The sequence below is a fragment of the Rhizobium nepotum 39/7 genome, assembly GCF_000949865.1.
GTDB lineage: Bacteria > Pseudomonadota > Alphaproteobacteria > Rhizobiales > Rhizobiaceae > Agrobacterium > Agrobacterium nepotum.
Genome location: NZ_JWJH01000005.1, coordinates 1 through 17306, shown reverse-complemented (window position 1 = coordinate 17306; position 17306 = coordinate 1). Strand labels below are relative to the sequence as shown.

The 17306-nt window shown below is 58.9% G+C and carries 16 protein-coding genes and 2 tRNA genes; 10 read left to right on the top strand and 8 right to left on the bottom strand.

The genetic code is table 11. From position 1 onward, the window contains the following. Window positions 1–24 precede the first annotated feature (24 nt). The 4 genes from RS75_RS06015 to yajC form a co-directional block, all read right to left on the bottom strand. On the bottom strand, window positions 25–870 hold the full coding sequence (locus RS75_RS06015) for a phytoene/squalene synthase family protein (protein ID WP_045018391.1): 846 nt from the start codon (window positions 868–870) through the stop codon (window positions 25–27). 22 nt (window positions 871–892) lie between these two features. Then, complete coding sequence (locus RS75_RS06010) at window positions 893–1285, bottom strand: Mth938-like domain-containing protein (protein ID WP_045018389.1); 393 nt, start codon at window positions 1283–1285, stop codon at window positions 893–895. Next, entirely contained in the window at window positions 1285–3846 is a 2562-nt protein-coding gene (secDF, locus tag RS75_RS06005) for a protein translocase subunit SecDF (protein ID WP_045018387.1), read from the bottom strand. The genes RS75_RS06010 and secDF overlap by 1 nt, the downstream gene beginning before the upstream one ends. A gap of 82 nt (window positions 3847–3928) precedes the next feature. Continuing rightward, on the bottom strand, window positions 3929–4276 hold the full coding sequence (gene yajC / locus RS75_RS06000) for a preprotein translocase subunit YajC (protein ID WP_045018386.1): 348 nt from the start codon (window positions 4274–4276) through the stop codon (window positions 3929–3931). Window positions 4277–4482: 206 nt separating this feature from the next. Between yajC and RS75_RS05995 the strand changes: the two genes are divergently transcribed. Together RS75_RS05995 and fdhA are read left to right on the top strand one after the other, a co-directional pair. Next, a complete protein-coding gene (locus RS75_RS05995) occupies window positions 4483–5355 on the top strand; it encodes an ATP-binding protein (RefSeq protein ID WP_045018383.1) in 873 nt (290 codons plus the stop codon). 301 nt (window positions 5356–5656) lie between these two features. After that, the gene (gene fdhA, locus RS75_RS05990; protein WP_045018774.1) at window positions 5657–6847 is read left to right on the top strand and encodes a formaldehyde dehydrogenase, glutathione-independent; all 1191 of its coding nucleotides are present in this window, start codon (window positions 5657–5659) and stop codon (window positions 6845–6847) included. A 106-nt stretch (window positions 6848–6953) separates the two neighbouring features. On the opposite strand, the gene RS75_RS05985 is transcribed toward fdhA, so the two are convergent. The 3 genes from RS75_RS05985 to RS75_RS05975 all read right to left on the bottom strand — a co-directional run bounded on the left by RS75_RS05985 (window position 6954) and on the right by RS75_RS05975 (window position 9034). Further along, window positions 6954–7157 (bottom strand): DUF3126 family protein, encoded by a 204-nt coding sequence (locus tag RS75_RS05985; protein ID WP_003515356.1) that lies wholly within the window; start codon window positions 7155–7157, stop codon window positions 6954–6956. Window positions 7158–7290: 133 nt separating this feature from the next. Beyond that, complete coding sequence (gene cysE, locus RS75_RS05980) at window positions 7291–8115, bottom strand: serine O-acetyltransferase (protein WP_045018381.1); 825 nt, start codon at window positions 8113–8115, stop codon at window positions 7291–7293. Window positions 8116–8257: 142 nt separating this feature from the next. After that, window positions 8258–9034, bottom strand: coding sequence for an alpha/beta fold hydrolase (locus RS75_RS05975; RefSeq protein WP_045018772.1), 777 nt, complete (start codon window positions 9032–9034; stop codon window positions 8258–8260). 170 nt (window positions 9035–9204) lie between these two features. Here RS75_RS05975 and RS75_RS05970 point away from each other — a divergent pair, with 170 nt between their 5' ends. Both RS75_RS05970 and RS75_RS05965 read left to right on the top strand, forming a co-directional pair. Next, a complete protein-coding gene (locus RS75_RS05970; protein WP_045016369.1) occupies window positions 9205–9450 on the top strand; it encodes a zinc-finger domain-containing protein in 246 nt (81 codons plus the stop codon). 28 nt (window positions 9451–9478) lie between these two features. Next, a complete protein-coding gene (locus tag RS75_RS05965; protein ID WP_045018379.1) occupies window positions 9479–10648 on the top strand; it encodes an FAD-dependent monooxygenase in 1170 nt (389 codons plus the stop codon). Between the two features lie 2 nt (window positions 10649–10650). Here the strand turns inward: RS75_RS05965 and RS75_RS05960 are convergent, their stop codons facing one another. Further along, the gene (locus RS75_RS05960; RefSeq protein ID WP_045018377.1) at window positions 10651–11838 is read right to left on the bottom strand and encodes a cystathionine beta-lyase; all 1188 of its coding nucleotides are present in this window, start codon (window positions 11836–11838) and stop codon (window positions 10651–10653) included. 373 nt (window positions 11839–12211) lie between these two features. Here RS75_RS05960 and RS75_RS05955 point away from each other — a divergent pair, with 373 nt between their 5' ends. The 6 genes from RS75_RS05955 to RS75_RS05930 all read left to right on the top strand — a co-directional run bounded on the left by RS75_RS05955 (window position 12212) and on the right by RS75_RS05930 (window position 17303). Then, window positions 12212–13234 (top strand): amino acid ABC transporter substrate-binding protein, encoded by a 1023-nt coding sequence (locus RS75_RS05955; protein ID WP_045018375.1) that lies wholly within the window; start codon window positions 12212–12214, stop codon window positions 13232–13234. A gap of 105 nt (window positions 13235–13339) precedes the next feature. Continuing rightward, the gene (locus RS75_RS05950) at window positions 13340–14536 is read left to right on the top strand and encodes an amino acid ABC transporter permease (protein ID WP_045018373.1); all 1197 of its coding nucleotides are present in this window, start codon (window positions 13340–13342) and stop codon (window positions 14534–14536) included. Between the two features lie 3 nt (window positions 14537–14539). Continuing rightward, window positions 14540–15697 (top strand): amino acid ABC transporter permease, encoded by a 1158-nt coding sequence (locus tag RS75_RS05945; RefSeq protein ID WP_045018371.1) that lies wholly within the window; start codon window positions 14540–14542, stop codon window positions 15695–15697. Between the two features lie 12 nt (window positions 15698–15709). Then, a complete protein-coding gene (locus tag RS75_RS05940) occupies window positions 15710–16483 on the top strand; it encodes an amino acid ABC transporter ATP-binding protein (RefSeq protein ID WP_045018370.1) in 774 nt (257 codons plus the stop codon). Between the two features lie 308 nt (window positions 16484–16791). After that, window positions 16792–16866: transfer RNA gene (locus RS75_RS05935), tRNA-Glu, on the top strand. 362 nt (window positions 16867–17228) lie between these two features. Continuing rightward, window positions 17229–17303 (top strand) — tRNA-Glu (locus RS75_RS05930). Window positions 17304–17306 lie beyond the last annotated feature (3 nt).

Genomic DNA, 17306 nt, shown 5'->3' with positions numbered 1-17306 from the left:
CCATGTCGTGCATGGGTTGCGAAATCAGAAGCGCTTGAGGAACGACGCCTTCGCCAGCAGCCATTGCCGGCGAAGCTGCGACAGCTGCACCTCGCCCTCCAACACGCCCGCTCCCGCCTTTCGGGCGGCAACGATGACCGGGCCGGACAAAGCGACGGGGAGATAGGCAGCAAAGATATTCCTGGAAATCTTCGCGCGCCTGGCCCTCTGGATATGGTCCAGCGCATGCGTCGCAAAAATCTCGATGGCGATGCCTATGCGCTGCTTGTCTTCGCCTTCGAGAAACGTCTCGCGATCGAGTCCGGCAGCCGCCAGCATGTCGGCGGGAACATAGACCTGCCCACGACGCCGATGCAGAGGCATCAGCAGCAGAATGCCGGCCATGGCCTGCGCGACGCCCGCATGTCCCGCCGTTTCCGCGCTTGCCGGGGCGTCTTCCGGTGAAAGCACGAGGCTCGCCAGCTGGATCAGGGCCGATGCGGTCTCACCGGCGTAACCTTCAAGGGCATTTCGATCCTCGAACAGATCGTCATAGAGATCGAAGATGCGCGCTTCGATCATATTGGCCAGCACCGGCCGAGGCAGGCGATATTGCTCGATCGCGGTCAAAAGAGCGGCGGCAACGGGATGGGACTGGCTGTCGCCATGCGCATTGCCCTCGAGAAGATCGCGCCACCATTGCATGCGCACTTCACCAGGCAGCGCCTCGCGAACGGAATCGCGGATACGGGCAATTTCGGCATTGAAGGCGTAAAGCGCTGCGAGTGCTGCGCGCTTGTCGGCCGGAGACAGAAGGCATGCGAGATAGCGGTCACGATCTGTGTCGCGCAGTGTCGCAAGGCAGACGTCGAGATTTTCTGTGGGTGCCATGGTTCCCGCCCGAAACGTCCTGTCAGCCTTCGACGGCAATCAGCGCCGCAGCCACGGCGCGCGATTCCGAAAGCATGATGTTATAGGTGCGCACGGCAGCACCCGTGCTCATCGGATCGACCGAAATGCCCGCGTCCCTGAAGGCCGCGCGCAGTTCCTTCGGCAAGACCCGCATGCCATCGCCCGTGCCGATCAAAAGTACCTCGATATCCTGAGCTTGCGCCAGAACCATGTCGAAATGTTCGAGCGTCAATTCTTTCGCATCGACGGGGCTCCAGCCATGAATGCCGGAAGGCAGGCACAGAAGCGAACCGCGATGCGACATGTCGGCAAAGCGGAAACCGAAATTGCCATAAGCATCGATGGGCGCCCGGCCGGGAAAATGGGCCGGGCGTATTTCGATCCCGCCGGCCATCAGACGGCGGGCTTGCCGCCGATGGCGTTGGTTTTCTCGTCCTTCTCGTCTTCGGCGTCCTTGCTATCGGGACGCAGCTTGAAGGCGATCAGCACCGGAGCGGCGATGTAGAGCGACGAGAACACACCGATACCGACGCCGAACAGCATGGCGAAGGTGAAGGAGCGGATGACTTCGCCACCAAAGATGTAGAGCGCGAGTAGAGCCAGAAGCACGGTGAGACCGGTGAGGATCGTCCGCGACAGCGTCTGGTTCAGCGACACGTCGATAATCATCGACAGCGGCATCTTCTTGTACCGCCTGAGGTTTTCGCGGATACGGTCGTAGATGACGACGGTGTCGTTCAGCGAATAACCGATGATCGTCAGAATCGCCGCGATACTGGTCAGGTTGAACTCTATATCCAGGAAGACGAACAGGCCGATGGTGAAGACCACGTCGTGCACCATCGAGATGACAGCGCCGAGCGCAAACTGCCACTCGAAGCGAACCCAGATGTAGACCATGATCGCCGCCATGGCGAGCACAACGCCGATCGTGGAAGTAAAGGTCAGGTCACCGGATACGGCGGGGCCGACCACTTCGACGCGGCGGAAATCATACTTGTCCTCAAGCTCGCCACGCACCAGGGTAATGGCAGACTGCTCGGCATTTTCGCCGCCGTCCTGCGCCTGAATGCGGATGAGAACATCCTGCGGAGTGCCGAAGTTCTGCGCCTGGATTTCACCGAGATTCAGCTGGTTCAGACGCTCGCGGATATCGGCGAGATCCGCCTCTCCCTGCTTGGCGCGCACTTCGATGACCGAACCGCCCTGGAAGTCGATGCCGAGGTTCAGGCCCTTGGCCACGAAGCCGCCGACGCAGGCGAGCATGACGACGCCGGTGATCATGAAGACTACGCGGCGGTAGCGCATGAAGGGAATGTCGCGACCGTCGAACATGGCGGTGCGGACGCCCTTCGGCATATGTTTCGGACGGCTGCGGCGAACCCAGTAGCCGAACATCCAGGCCGTCAGCGTATAGGCCGTGAAGACGGTGGTGATGATGCCGACCGCAAGCGTGACGGCGAAGCCCTTGACGGGACCGGTGCCCATGTAGAACAGCACGCTCGCCACGATCAGCGTCGTCAGGTTGGCGTCGACAATGGTCGCAAAGGCGCGCGTGAAACCGTTATCCAGTGCCTGGATCAGCGGTTTTCCACTCTTCACCTCTTCGCGTATTCGCTCATAAATCAGAACGTTGGAATCCACCGCCATGCCGATCGTCAAGACGATACCGGCAATACCGGGCAAGGTCAGCGTCGATCCGATCACGCTGAGGACAGCGAGCAGCATGACGATGTTGACGATGAGCGCGATGTTCGCGAGCAGGCCGAAGAAGCCGTAGAAAACGAACATGAAGATGAGCACGCCGACGGCGCCGATGGCGCTCGCCGTGAGGCCCGCCGTGATGGAGTCGTTACCAAGGCTTGGGCCAACGGTGCGTTCCTCGACCACGGTGAGCGTCGCGGGCAGAGCACCCGCACGCAGGAGAACGGCAAGGTCGTTGGCGCCCTGAACGGAGAAGCTGCCGGAGATCTGCCCCGAACCGCCGATGATAGGCTCGCGGATCACAGGCGCGGAAATGACCTGGTTATCGAGCACGATGGCGAACGGCTTGCCGACATTCTGCTGCGTCGCCTGCGCAAAGCGCTGCGCGCCGCGGCTGTCGAAGCGGAAGGTGACGACGGGTTCGTTGGTCTGTTGGTTGAAGCTGGCCTGCGAGTCCACGAGATTGTCGCCGGAAACGAGCGCGCGGCGTTCGACCAGATAGGGAACCGGCGGATCGTCCTGCGAATAGAGAACTTCTGAGGTCGCGGGCGGACGGCCGTTCATGGCCTCCTGCGCCGGCATGGTCGTATCGACCATGCGGAAGGACAGCTTTGCCGTCTGGTTGAGAAGCGATTTCAGGCGCTGCGGATCCTGAAGGCCCGGAACCTGCACGATGATACGATCGGAACCCTGACGCTGGATGAGCGGCTCGGTAGTGCCGACTTCGTCAACGCGGCGGCGCACGACTTCGATCGACTGCGACACGGCCGAGGACAGGCGGTAATCGACGCCTTCATCGGTCAGGTTGAGCCGCAGCAGATTGTCGCCGCCGTCGCTCATCGCCACTTCGGTAATGGAACCGCCGACCAGCGTTCCGGCGGACACCGGCTGCGTCAGATCGCGAAGTGCGGTTTTCGCCGCTTCGTATTGAGCGGGATCGCTGATGCGGACCTGAATCTGCTGGCCGTTGCCCGTCAGGCCCGAATAGCGGATGTTGGCGTCGCGAAGCTGCGTGCGCACATCTCCAACGATCGTTTCAAGGCGTTCCTTGACGATATCGGAACGCTCGATCTTGAGCATGATATGCGAGCCGCCCTGAAGGTCGAGACCGAGCGTTACCTTGTTGTCCTTGTACCAGGCAGGCATGCCCTCCAGCTGTTTGTCCGTAAACAGGTTGGGAGAGGCGATGAAGACGCTTGCCAGCACAAGCAGCCAGATGAAGACTGTTTTCCAACGGGAAAAATGAAGCATTTCGATCTCGGTCAGGGTTGGGGTTGCGCGAGTGGCGCAACCCGTCAAAATTCGCAATCGGGCGTTCGGTTGTCCGGCAGGATCAGGAAGCGGCTTCCGTCTTGACCACTTCGCCCTTCACGCGCACTTCGGCAATATATGCACGAGCGGCACGGATTTTCACGCCTTCGGCGATTTCGACTTCGAGTTCATTGTCGTCGATAACCTTGATCACCTTGCCGACGATGCCGCCGCCGAGAACGACCTGATCGCCACGGCGAATATTGGTCAGTGTTTCCTGGCGCTTCTTCATCTGCGCGCGCTGCGGGCGAATGAGGAAAAAGTACCAGACCACCATAAGCGGCGCAAACAGGAAAAGCATTTCAAGGCCGGAACCGAAGGCCGATGCGCCGCCCGTTGCGTCCTGGGCAAAAGCTTGACTAATAAACATATAAAACTCCTCAACGATTACGGCACGACCTCGTATGCCGCCCCAGCTTTCAAGCCGCCGGAATATAGTGGGGAACGCCGGGAATGCAACAGATGCAGGGCCACGCCGTACCGATTCCGGACCTCTTAACCTTTATGGGCCGGAAACGCCATGCTAGGCCGGGTCGAAAACATCGTTTTGAACACCGGACAAGCGGAAGAAACACCATGATTCGAGAAGAAACGGCCACCCTGCTTCTTGCCGAACTGCGTAGGCTGAACGTTGCCTTGGAACGGCTGGCGGGTCCTGCACCCGCCGTGAACGACTGGAATGCAGCGGATTGTTTCGTCTGGACGCCGGTCAATTCCTTTCTGCAGCCGGTCTCGCGTCCCAACCGCATCGCGCTGAAACTCATTCGCGGCGTCGATCATGTGCGCGACATCCTGCATGAAAACACGCAGCGTTTCGCCGATGGTTTTCCTGCCAACAATGTGCTGCTCTGGGGCGCTCGCGGCATGGGAAAATCCTCGCTGGTAAAGGCCGTTCACGAAGATGTGCGGGCCGCAAGCGGCGTTCCCCTGAAACTGGTCGAGGTGCACCGCGAGGATATCCACACCCTGCCCGCTTTGCTCGACATATTGAAGGCCTCCGGCGAGCGCGTCATTGTTTTCTGCGACGACCTCTCCTTCGATCACGACGACACGGCCTACAAGTCGCTGAAGGCGGCGCTCGACGGCGGCATCGAGGGACGGCCGGACAACGTGCTGTTTTACGCGACGTCCAACCGACGCCATCTTCTTCCGCGCCACATGATGGAAAACGAGCAGTCCACCGCCATCAACCCTTCGGAGGCTGTGGAGGAAAAAGTCTCGCTGTCGGATCGCTTCGGCCTCTGGCTCGGCTTCCACAAATGCGGCCAGGAAGATTATCTGACGATGATCGACAGCTATGCTGCCCATTTCAACCTTGGCCTCGATCGCGACACCCTGCACCACGAGGCGCTGGAATGGGCGACCACGCGTGGCGGCCGCTCGGGCCGCGTTGCCTGGCAATATATTCAGGATGCCGCCGGCCGCTTGAGGAAATCGATCGACAGATAACGCCACCGTGACATCAGGCGAGAGCCGGTGTCGTTGCGGCTATAGGCGTTGTCGTATTCCCGAACGCCACATCGCCCGCCAAATGGTTTGCTGCTCATATCCGGCGAATGCCGGTATCTGCGGCGGACGGTGATCGGGAGACAGGCGACGTTTGTCCAAACGTGCCGATTGCTCTTCTTTCCCTCCCTTCGCCGATGAGATTCCTCGCGAACCGCATACGGGTTCGCGCATGAGTTTCGACGACATCCTGTCCGCAGAGGAGCGGGCCGGCATTGGTGTTCAACCCAAGGAGGAGATGGATATGAGCAGGAACAGAGGCGTCGTCTATTTGCGGCCCGGCAAGGTCGAGGTCCGTGACATCGACGACCCGAAGCTGGAGGCGCCGGATGGCCGCCGTATCGAGCACGCGGTCATTCTCAAGGTGATTTCCACGAATATCTGCGGTTCCGACCAGCATATGGTGCGCGGCCGCACCTCGGCGATGCCCGGCCTCGTCCTCGGCCATGAAATCACCGGTGAAGTCATCGAAAAAGGCGTCGACGTCGAGATGCTTGATATCGGCGATATCGTGTCGGTGCCGTTCAACGTCGCCTGCGGTCGTTGCCGCTGCTGCAAGTCGCAGGATACCGGCGTCTGCCTGACGGTGAACCCGTCCCGTGCCGGCGGCGCTTACGGTTATGTCGATATGGGCGGCTGGATCGGCGGACAGGCCAGATACGTGACGATCCCCTATGCCGACTTCAACCTTCTGAAATTCCCCGACCGCGACAGGGCGATGTCCAAGATCCGCGATCTCACCATGCTCTCCGATATCCTGCCGACCGGCTTCCACGGCGCGGTCAAGGCCGGCGTCGGTGTCGGCTCCACGGTCTATGTTGCGGGTGCTGGCCCGGTTGGTCTCGCGGCTGCCGCCTCCGCCCGTATTCTCGGTGCTGCCGTCGTCATGGTCGGTGATTTCAACAAGGATCGCCTGGCGCACGCAGCAAATGTCGGTTTCGAGGCCGTCGATCTTTCCAAGGGCGACCGGCTGGGCGACATGATCGCCGAAATCGTCGGCACCAACGAGGTCGACAGCGCCATTGACGCCGTCGGTTTCGAAGCGCGCGGCCATGCGGGCGGTGAACAGCCCGCCATCGTTCTCAACCAGATGATGGAAATTACCCGCGCCGCCGGCTCCATCGGCATTCCGGGTCTCTATGTTACCGAGGACCCCGGCGCCGTCGATGCCGCAGCAAAGCAGGGCAGCCTGTCGCTACGCTTCGGCCTCGGCTGGGCCAAGGCCCAATCCTTCCATACCGGCCAGACGCCGGTGCTGAAGTACAATCGCCAGCTCATGCAGGCGATCCTGCACGACCGTCTTCCCATCGCCGACATCGTCAACGCCAAGATAATCGCGCTCGACGACGCCGTTGAGGGATATGAGAGCTTCGATCAGGGTGCTGCAACCAAGTTCGTCCTCGATCCGCATGGCGATCTGCTGAAAGCGTCCTGACGGGAGCCTCCAAAACTAACCTGAAAATATGCAGCAAAAAACCGCCCGCGACGTGATCCGTCGCGGGCGGTTCTTTTAAATCGACAATATCACCTGATGGTGACGATCACAGATCGACGTCGAGGATCGCCATGGAGAAATTGTACGAGCGGTCGCCGTCCTCGTCATCGATGTAGACAACACCAAGGAACTCTTCGCCAAGATAAACTTCGGCGGAATCGTCCTTACGGGGACGCGCCTTCACAACCATCTTTTCATTGAAGGTGCGCTTGAAATAGGCGTCGAGTTTTTTGATTTCGTCGGCTTTCACCACTATTCTCCTGTGCGGTTCGCGTTGCGCCGCTTTTGGCATGGGACTAAGGCCAAAGTAAAGTGAAAGCGGCATCGCCCATGTCTTTCACACGGTGTCTTCCACACGAACGATTGAGAAAATACCGGACCCGTCAGATGTCGGCTCCAATGACCTGGTCCATCAGACGCGAGGGTTCCGAACACCCTGCTTCTCCCACCACGCGCGCCGGCACACCGGCAACCGTGGTCTTCGGCGGAACCGGCTTCAGCACCACCGAACCGGCGGCGATGCGCGAGCAGCTGCCGATTTCGATATTGCCGAGGATTTTTGCGCCTGCCCCGATCATCACGCCATTGGCGATCTTCGGATGGCGGTCCGCCCCCTCCTTGCCGGTGCCGCCGAGGGTCACGCCATGCAGGATGGAAACGTTATCGCCGATAACCGCCGTCTCACCGATCACCAGCCCGGTGGCATGGTCAAGGAAGATGCCCTTGCCGATGCGTGCCGCCGGATTGATATCCGTCTGGAAAATGCTCGACGAGCGGCTTTGCAGATAAAGCGCCAGATCCCGGCGCCCTTTTTGCAGCAGCCAGTGGGCAAGGCGATGGGTCTGGATGGCCTGAAATCCCTTAAAATAAAGGAGCGGCTCCATGAAGCGCGTGCAGGCCGGATCGCGATCGTAAACCGCCTGGATATCGACGCGCAGCACGCTTCCCCATTCCGGCCAGTCATCCAGCATGTCCTGGAAGGTATGGCGCAGGAGAACGGCCTGCATGTCGGGATGATCAAGGAGTTCGCAGATACGATAGATCACACATTCTTCCAGAGACCGATGATTGAGAATCGTCGAATAAAGGAAGGCCGAAAGCAGCGGGTCCTGCGCCACGGCGCTTCTGGCCTCGTGCAGCAGGCTACCCCAGATCGGATCGACAATCGCCAGCTGTTCGGGCTGACGGGCCTCGGTACGTGCGACCATGAATGGTCTCCTCGTTTGCAGTGGTCGTTCTTTATACAGAAAAAGACGTGCATTAGAAATGGGATTCGAATGGCGACTTTAAAGGCGGCAAGGCTTCAGTTTTTCTTCATGCAGCATGAAAAAGCGTTTCTTGACGTCCTGCTCAAAGGGTACGGTAAAACTCCAGAACCGCCGCCTTGAACACCCTGTCACCAACGGCCAGCATGTGGTCGCGGCCGGGAATGTCGATCGCCCGCGCATGCGGCATGATCGCGGCCAACTCAGCGCCGGATCCGGCGATGTCGTCATTGGTTCCAACTGCGATCAATGTCGGCGCATCGATCTTTGCCGCCTGTTCTCGCTTAACGAGAACCCGCGACGTCTCGATACAGGCTGCAAGCGCCAGCCGGTCGCTTTTCGTCTGGTCGGCAAAGGCGCGGAACATGCGGCCGCGTTCATGGGTGACGACCTCAAGCGAGGGCGCGAGAAGCGCCTCGGCAATCGGATCCCAGTCGCCGACACCTTCCACCATGCCGATGCCGAGCCCACCGAAAACCAGCGAGCGCACACGCTCGGGATGGGCCATCGCCAGAAAGGCCGAAATGCGCGCGCCCATGGAATAGCCCATCACATGGGCCTCCGCGATGCCGAGGTGATTGAGCAGCGCCACCGCATCATCAGCCATGACGGGCGGATAATAGGCTTCCGGATCGTGCGGCTTGTCGCTTGCGCCATGGCCACGATTGTCGATGGCGATTACCCGATAACCGGCGTCTCCCAGCGTCTTCAGCCAGCCGGGATGTACCCAGTTGACGTTGGCGCTGGAGGCGAAGCCGTGAATCAACAGAACCGGATCGCCCGCCGCATCGCCCTCGTCGAAATAGGCAAGGCGAAGGCCGTCATGGGAAAAATCGGAAAATTGCGGCATGTTGAGATTCATCAAGGACATCCTTTTTGCCGGACCATATGGCAGGAAATCGCAATTTTGAACATGTTTTCCTGACGATTTTTATGGAGATGCAATGCGTTTGGGGCTACATATCCGCAACAATGAGCCCATGCTCGATGACGATCTGCGGCTTAACCACGATATTGCATTTGGAGACGAACATGGCCGGGCATTCCATTCCCCACTTCCAGAACGATGGCGGACACAGCGTGATCGAGATCGGCGTCAAGGAATTCATGTGCACCGGCGCTTCGGTTCCTTTCGATCATCCCCACATCTTCATCGATATGGGCGACGACAACGAAAAGGTCTGTTCCTACTGCTCCACCCTTTTCCGCTACAATCCGTCGCTGAAGGCCGAGCAGACCAATCCTCCCGGCTGCGTCTTCCATGTGAAGGCCGCCTGACCTTCCCCTTTCCTGATCGGGGCGCACCATGCCCATCAAATCCGTAGCCATTGTCGGTGCCGGCATTGCCGGTCTCACCGCCGCCCTTTCTTTTGCCCGGCACGGCGTCAGCTGCGACATCATCGAACAGGCCGCCGAGCTGACGGAGGTCGGCGCGGGCTTGCAGCTATCGCCAAATGCTGCCCGCATCCTCGCCGAACTCGGCGTGTTGCCCGCAATCGAGGCGCGCTGGACCGAACCGGCAAGCGTCGATCTGGCTGACGGAAAATCGCTTGCGACGCTGTTATCCCTACCCATGGGCGCCGTTGCCCGCGCACGCTGGGGCGCACCCTATGGCGTCCTTCACCGCTCGACATTGCAAAGCGCGCTTCTTGATGCGGTAACCCGCAATCCGCTCTGCCGCCTGCATCTCGGCAAACCTGTCGAAAACGCCACTGCTGATATTATCGCCGCGACCACCTTTCGCGATCATGACCTGATCGTCGGCGCAGACGGCGTCTGGTCGGTGGCCCGTTTTGCCGTCCCCTCCGCCCCCGTCGCTACCTTTTCCGGCAATGTTGCCTGGCGCTTCACGGTCGCGACAAAAGATGTTCCTTCCGCCATCAACAAAAGTGCTGTGACCGCCTATCTCGGTTCGGGCGGCCATGTCGTCGCCTATCCGCTGAAAGAGATTGGCGGCTACAACATCGTCGCCATCGCGCTCGGCGCCGATCCCGGCGCGACATGGCGGGCGGAATCGAGCGGGCGGCAAAAAGCCATGCTGCTCGAACAGTTTCGCGGCTGGAGCCCGGATATCGTCCGGCTGCTGGCGTCATCGGAAAACCCGACCTTCTGGCCGCTTTATCAGGCCGGTCCCGGACGCTGGCACAATGGCCGCGATACGGTGCTGATCGGCGACGCCGCCCATGCCATGTTGCCCTTTGCCGCACAGGGAGCGGCCATGGCCATCGAGGATGCATTTGAACTGGCGGGCGCGCTTGCCGCCTCCCCCCTGCCCATGCCGCAAGCCCTTGCCGCCTTCGAGGCGCTGCGCTTGCCGCGTATAGAAAAGGCCCGCAAACGGGCCTCTCTCAATCGTTTCGCCTATCATGCCGCAGGCCCTGCCCGTCTGGCCCGGAACTTCGTTTTTTCGACGCGCCCCACGGAAGCCTTCCTGAAAGACTTCGACTGGCTTTACGGCTACCGCGCCAAAGGCTGAGGTTAAACCTCAGCCGCCGCAGCAAACCCGACTTCAAGATCCTTCTTGAGGTCGGCAACATCCTCAAGCCCGATCTGAAGGCGGATGACCGGGCCTTCCGACGGGCCTTTGGCGATCGTCCTGTCGACAAGCGATACCGACACGGCAAGCGATTCGTATCCGCCCCAGGAATAACCAAGCCCGAAGAAGGTCAGCGCATCGAGGAAAGCTGCCGCTGCCTGCTTATATTTGCCTTCTTCCGCCTTCAGCACGAAGGAAAAGACGCCGCTTGCACCTTTGAAATCGCGCTTCCAGAGTTCGTGCCCGGCAAAACTCGGCAAGGCCGGATGCAGAACGCTCACCACATCGTCGCGACTTTCCAGCCAGCTGGCGATGTCGAGCGCGCTTTTCTGGTGGTGAGCCAATCGAATGCCCATGGTGCGCATGCCGCGCAGGATCTGATAGGCGTCATCAGGCGTCACGCAGATGCCGAGATTGGTGTTGGCCTGATAAAGCGCCTTCCAGTGCTTTTCATTGGCCGAGACGAAACCCATCAGGACATCGGAATGCCCGGAGGGATATTTGGTCGCGGCGTGAATGGAAACGTCGACGCCGAAATCGAGCGGCTTGAAATAAAGCGGCGTCGCCCAGGTATTGTCCATCGTCACGATGCAATCATGCCTGTGGGCAATCTCGGTGATCAGCCGCACATCCTGGATCTCGAACGTGTTGGAACCCGGCGCTTCCAGATGCACGAGCTTCGTATTCGGCCGGATGAGCGCCTCGATGCCCGCGCCGATCGCAGGATCGTAATACTCCACTTCCACACCGAGCTTCCTCAGCATCATGTTGCAGAAGCGGCGCGTGGGATAATAAACGGAATCGACGATCAGCGCATGATCGCCAGCACCGAGATAGGCCAGAAACGGCACGGTGATCGCCGCAAGGCCCGACGGCACGAGAATGGTTCCGGCAGAACCTTCCAGCTCGTTGACGAGATTGCAGAGCGCATCGGTCGTCGGCGTGCCGTGGGTGCCGTAGGTATATTTCTGGTTTTCGGTCGAAAGCGTCGCCGCATCGGGGAAAAGCACGGTGGAGCCGCGCACGATCGGGGGATTGACGAAACCGAAACAGTCTGCGGGATCGTTGCCGCCATGGGTCAGGCGCGTATTTACACCTGCGGCGGAAAGCAGGTCATTTTTCTTGGTCATTTCAGATCAGCTTTCGAAGGGGTATCGACCGACCGACAATGCGTAGAGCCGAAGGCGAGGTCAAGTCCCGAGGGACCTCCGTCAGTCTGGTATTGATCCATCTCGAAACAGCATACAAGAAGTATACAAAAATCGCGCAAGTGCAAATTTCCGCAAAAATATGCTTATATTTTCACCCTTTGCACACTTCCCGACCAAAATTTGGAAAATTCCGTTTTATAGGCACAATTATTGCCGGCACGTCTTGACCCCGCTGCCAATTACGATTGTGATAGAAAAAGCGGATCGAAAAGATCTTGCTGAAGGGGGAGCTGGGGCAAGTCAATATGCCGGTCCTCTTCCAATTGACGATAACAAACAAAGGTTGGGAAAAATGAAAAAGGCAATTCTGTCAGCCGTAATCGGCGCAGCAGTTTTGGGAGGAGCCTCGGTCGCTTCGGCTGCGACGCTTCAGGATGTGAAGTCAAAAGGTTTCGTCACCTGCGGCGTGAGCGCTGGCATTCCGGGATTTTCCAATCCCGATGACAAGGGCGAATGGTCCGGCATCGACGTTGACTATTGCCGTGGTATTGCCACTGCGGTTTTCGGCGATCCTACGAAGGCCAAATTCGTCGCTCTTTCGAGCAAGGACCGTTTTCCGGCCCTCCAGTCTGGCGAGGTCGACGTTCTGACCCGTAACACCACCTGGACGATCAGCCGCGACACGTCGCTCGGCTTCAACTTCCGCACTGTCAACTATTATGACGGCCAGGGCTTCATCGCCAAGAAGGGCCTCAACGTGAAGTCCGCTCTCGAGCTTTCCGGCGCCGCCGTCTGCGTTCAGACCGGCACGACCACCGAGCTCAATCTCGCCGACTATTTCAAGACCAACAACCTGCAATACAATCCGGTTGTCTTCGAAAAGGAATCCGACGCGACTTCCGCTTATGATTCAGGCCGTTGCGACGTCTACACCACCGACCAGTCCGGCCTTTATGCTATCCGTCTCAAGCTGAAGAACCCGGAAGACAACATCGTTCTGCCTGAAGTGATCTCCAAGGAGCCGCTTGGACCGGCCGTTCGCCAGGGCGACGATCAGTGGTTCGACATCGTCACCTGGGTTCACTACGCGATGGTCAACGCCGAGGAACTGGGCATCACCTCGAAGAACGTCGACGAGCAGAAGAACAGCGCCAACCCTGATATCAAGCGTCTGCTGGGCACTGAAGAAGGCACCAAGATCGGTACCGATCTCGGCGTGACGAACGACTGGGCTTACAACATCGTCAAGCTGGTGGGTAACTACGGCGAAGTCTTCGACCGCAACGTCGGCGCCGGCTCGCCGCTCAAGATCGAGCGTGGCCAGAACGCGCTGTGGACCAAGGGTGGCCTGCAATACGCACCGCCGGTCCGTTGATCGGTCCCATCGTCGGTTAGTCCTGAAGGAGGCTGGGCGATGCCCGGCCTCCACTTAAAATTATACAATAAGCTCGCAAAGAGCATATAAAAGGGAAAGGTGCCTATGGCAGGCAACGCGGTCAGTTCGCAACGATCGCGCGCGCAAAGCGCGTCGTCACTTCTTTATGATCCACGCATACGCGGAATTTTCTATCAGGTTCTGACAGTCGTCATCCTGACCGCCTTCGTCTGGATCATCGTGACGAATACGATCACCAATCTTCAACGATCAAACATTTCGTCCGGCTTCGGCTTCCTCAACGGAAGAGCCGGTTTCGATATCGGCCAGTCGCTGATCGCTTATACCAGCGATGCGACCTATGGCCGGGCTTTGCTCGTTGGTATCCTCAACACGATCCAGGTCGCATTTTTCGGCATCATCGCCGCCTCAATCATCGGTTTCATCGTCGGCATCGCCCGGCTGTCCAGCAACTGGCTGATCTCCAAGCTGGCGCAGGCCTATGTGGAAATCTTCCGCAACATCCCGCCCCTGCTCGTCATCTTCTTCTGGTACAAGGGCGTCATCTCCGTTCTGCCGCAGGCGCGCGATTCGCTGGAGTTTCCGCTCGGAAGCTACCTCAATAATCGCGGTTTCTTCTTTCCCAAGCCGCTTTGGGGAGAAGGCACCTGGCTCATGCCGCTCGCCTTTCTGGTCGCCGTCATCATCAGCGTCTTCGTTTATCGCTGGGCAAAGGCGAGGCAGGAGAGAACCGGCCAGCAATTCCGCACCGGGATCACGCTGACGCTTCTCCTCATCGGCCTTCCGGCCGCGACATTTCTCGCGCTCGGTTCGCCGCTGACCTTCGACTTCCCGATTGCCGGGCGGTTCAATCTTGCCGGCGGCGCGGTCGTCGCACCTGAATTCATGTCGCTGTTTCTGGCGCTCTCCTTCTATACCGCCTCCTTCATCGCCGAGATCGTTCGCGGCGGCATCAAGGCCGTGGCGAAGGGTCAGACCGAGGCTGCGGATGCATTGGGTCTTCGCCCAAGTACGACGACGCGTCTGATCGTCATTCCGCAGGCGATGCGCATCATCATCCCACCGCTGACAAGCCAGTATCTCAACCTGACCAAGAACTCCTCGCTCGCGGTCGCGGTCGGTTTCGCCGACATCGTCTCCGTCGGTGGCACGATCCTGAACCAGACGGGACAGGCGGTCGAAGTCGTTGCGATCTGGCTGGTTCTCTATCTCTCGCTGTCCATTCTCACGGCCTTGGTCATGAACTGGTTGAACGCGAAAATGGCCCTGGTGGAAAGATAACAGATGACGATCAGCAATCCCGCTTTCGTGCGCCAGACCATTGAAGAAGCCAAACCCGCGCCTTCGAGCGCGGTAGGCGTCAGCCATTGGTTGCGCACCAAACTTTTCGCCACACCGAAGGACACCGTCCTCACGGTTCTCGCCGTCGCCTTCCTCGCCTATCTTCTGCCGCCACTCTTCAAGTGGCTGTTCATAGATGCGGCATGGACCGGCACGGATCGCATCGCCTGCCTTACCGCCTCTCAGGGCGGCGCGCTTCCCGACGACCAGTCGGGCGCGTGCTGGGCGTTCATTTCGGCGAAATTCGGCCAGATCATGTTCGGCCGTTATCCGATCGACGAACGCTGGCGTCCTATCCTCGTGATGGTGATGTTCACCATCCTGCTGATACCGATGCTCATTCCGAAAGCGCCGTTCAAGCGGCTCAACACGCTGGCGCTTTTCATCATCCTGCCGATCATTGCGTATTTCCTCCTCATCGGCGGCGTCTTCGGCCTGCCGGTGGTGGAAACGCAGCTCTGGGGCGGCCTGATGGTCACGCTGATCCTGTCGTTCTTCGGAATAGCGGTGTCCCTGCCCTTCGGCATTCTTCTGGCGCTCGGCCGACGGTCGAACCTGCCGGTGATCAAAATGCTATGCGTGCTTTTCATCGAAGTTATCAGAGGCATTCCCCTGATCACCGTCCTGTTCTTCGCAAGCATCATGCTGCCGCTGTTCCTTCCCGATGGGTGGACCTTCGACAAGTTCCTGCGCGCCCTGGTCGGCGTGTCGCTCTTCTCCTCGGCCTATATGGCGGAGGTGATCCGTGGCGGCCTGCAGGCCATCCCGAAGGGGCAATATGAAGGAGCAGATTCGCTCGGCCTGAACTATTGGCAGAAAACCCGGCTGATCGTGCTGCCGCAGGCGCTGAAGCTCGTCATTCCGGGCATCGTCAACACCTTCATCGGGCTTTTCAAGGACACGTCGCTGGTCTCCATCATCGGCATGTTCGACCTGCTCGGCATTGTCACACTCAACCAATCGGATGCGAACTGGGCGACACCCGTCACTGCAATGACAGGTTATATTTTCGCAGGCTTCGTATTCTGGATATTCTGCTTTGGCATGTCGCGTTACTCGCTGTTCATGGAACGGCACCTCGACACCGGGCATAAACGATAAGGGACGCTCAAAATGGCAGAAACCCAAACAAAAAAACTGGCCGTCTCGACAACGGACGTGGCGATCGAACTCATCGGCATGAACAAGTGGTATGGCGACTTCCACGTCCTGCGCGACATCAACCTCAAGGTGATGAAAGGCGAGCGTATCGTCATCGCCGGTCCTTCGGGTTCGGGTAAATCGACCATGATCCGCTGCATCAACCGGCTGGAAGAACATCAGTCCGGGCTGATCAACGTCGATGGTATCGAGCTTACCAATGATCTGAAAAAGATCGACGAAGTACGTCGCGAAGTCGGCATGGTGTTCCAGCACTTCAACCTCTTCCCGCACCTGACGATCCTTGAAAACTGCACGCTGGCGCCGATCTGGGTTCGTAAAATGCCCAAGAAGGAAGCCGAAGAAGTGGCGATGCACTATCTGAAGCGCGTCAAAATCCCCGAGCAGGCCCACAAATACCCCGGCCAGCTCTCGGGCGGCCAGCAGCAGCGTGTGGCGATTGCCCGCTCGCTGTGCATGAAGCCGAAGATCATGCTGTTCGACGAGCCGACCTCGGCGCTCGATCCGGAAATGGTCAAGGAAGTGCTCGACACCATGGTCGGCCTTGCCGAAGACGGCATGACCATGCTGTGCGTGACCCACGAAATGGGCTTCGCCCGCCAGGTCGCCAACCGCGTCATCTTCATGGATCAGGGCCAGATCGTCGAACAGAATTCGCCCGCCGAATTCTTCGACAATCCGCAGCACGAGCGCACCAGGCTGTTCCTCAGCCAGATTCTGCACTAAGAACGCTGCAATCGGTGACAACGGAAAAACGGGGCTGCAAAGCCCCGTTTTTTTATGCCGCAAAGACGCACGACTGACCGTCCTGTCCCTTCAGGAAGTACGACATATGTCGCGATTCTCGCGAAAAGCCGGCAGGCAGGAGACCGAAGACGGCCCTCGCCCCACCTCTTTAACCATCTGTTACGAAACAGGAATCCTTGTTTTCCAAGGGCTTTGGCCGCCCTTGTCATTTTTTTGTCAAATCATGCATTTTTCCGCTTGCGGACCAAGGGGAGCCTGACTATAAGGGCGCCACACCGCAAGTGTACGCGCCCTTCGTCTATCGGTTAGGACGTCAGATTTTCATTCTGAAAAGAGGGGTTCGACTCCCCTAGGGCGTACCATTTGCTGTCGTGTTCTCCCCATAAAACCTTCTAAAAAAAACGTAGTACGCTTCGATAGCAATTGTCGTCGCTCATCAGGCCGATCGCCCTTTCTTTGCGACGATGGATTGCCGGGAACCGATTTGCCTACAGACGCCGGCTAAGCCTCCGGAAGCCGCCTGCATCCACTCGGCACAACGGTAAAACCTGCTTTTTCGTTCGACGATAGGACCGTTATTTCAAAGTCTTGGCCTCGTCCGTTACGGTTTTCCACAGCCCCTGCACCCCGGTTAAAAAAACTCGTCACGAAGCGGAAAAAATCGATTTTTCCGCTTGCGGACCAACGGGAGCCTGACTATAAGGGCGCCACACCACATGTGTACGCGCCCTTCGTCTATCGGTTAGGACGTCAGATTTTCATTCTGAAAAGAGGGGTTCGACTCCCCTAGGGCGTACCATTT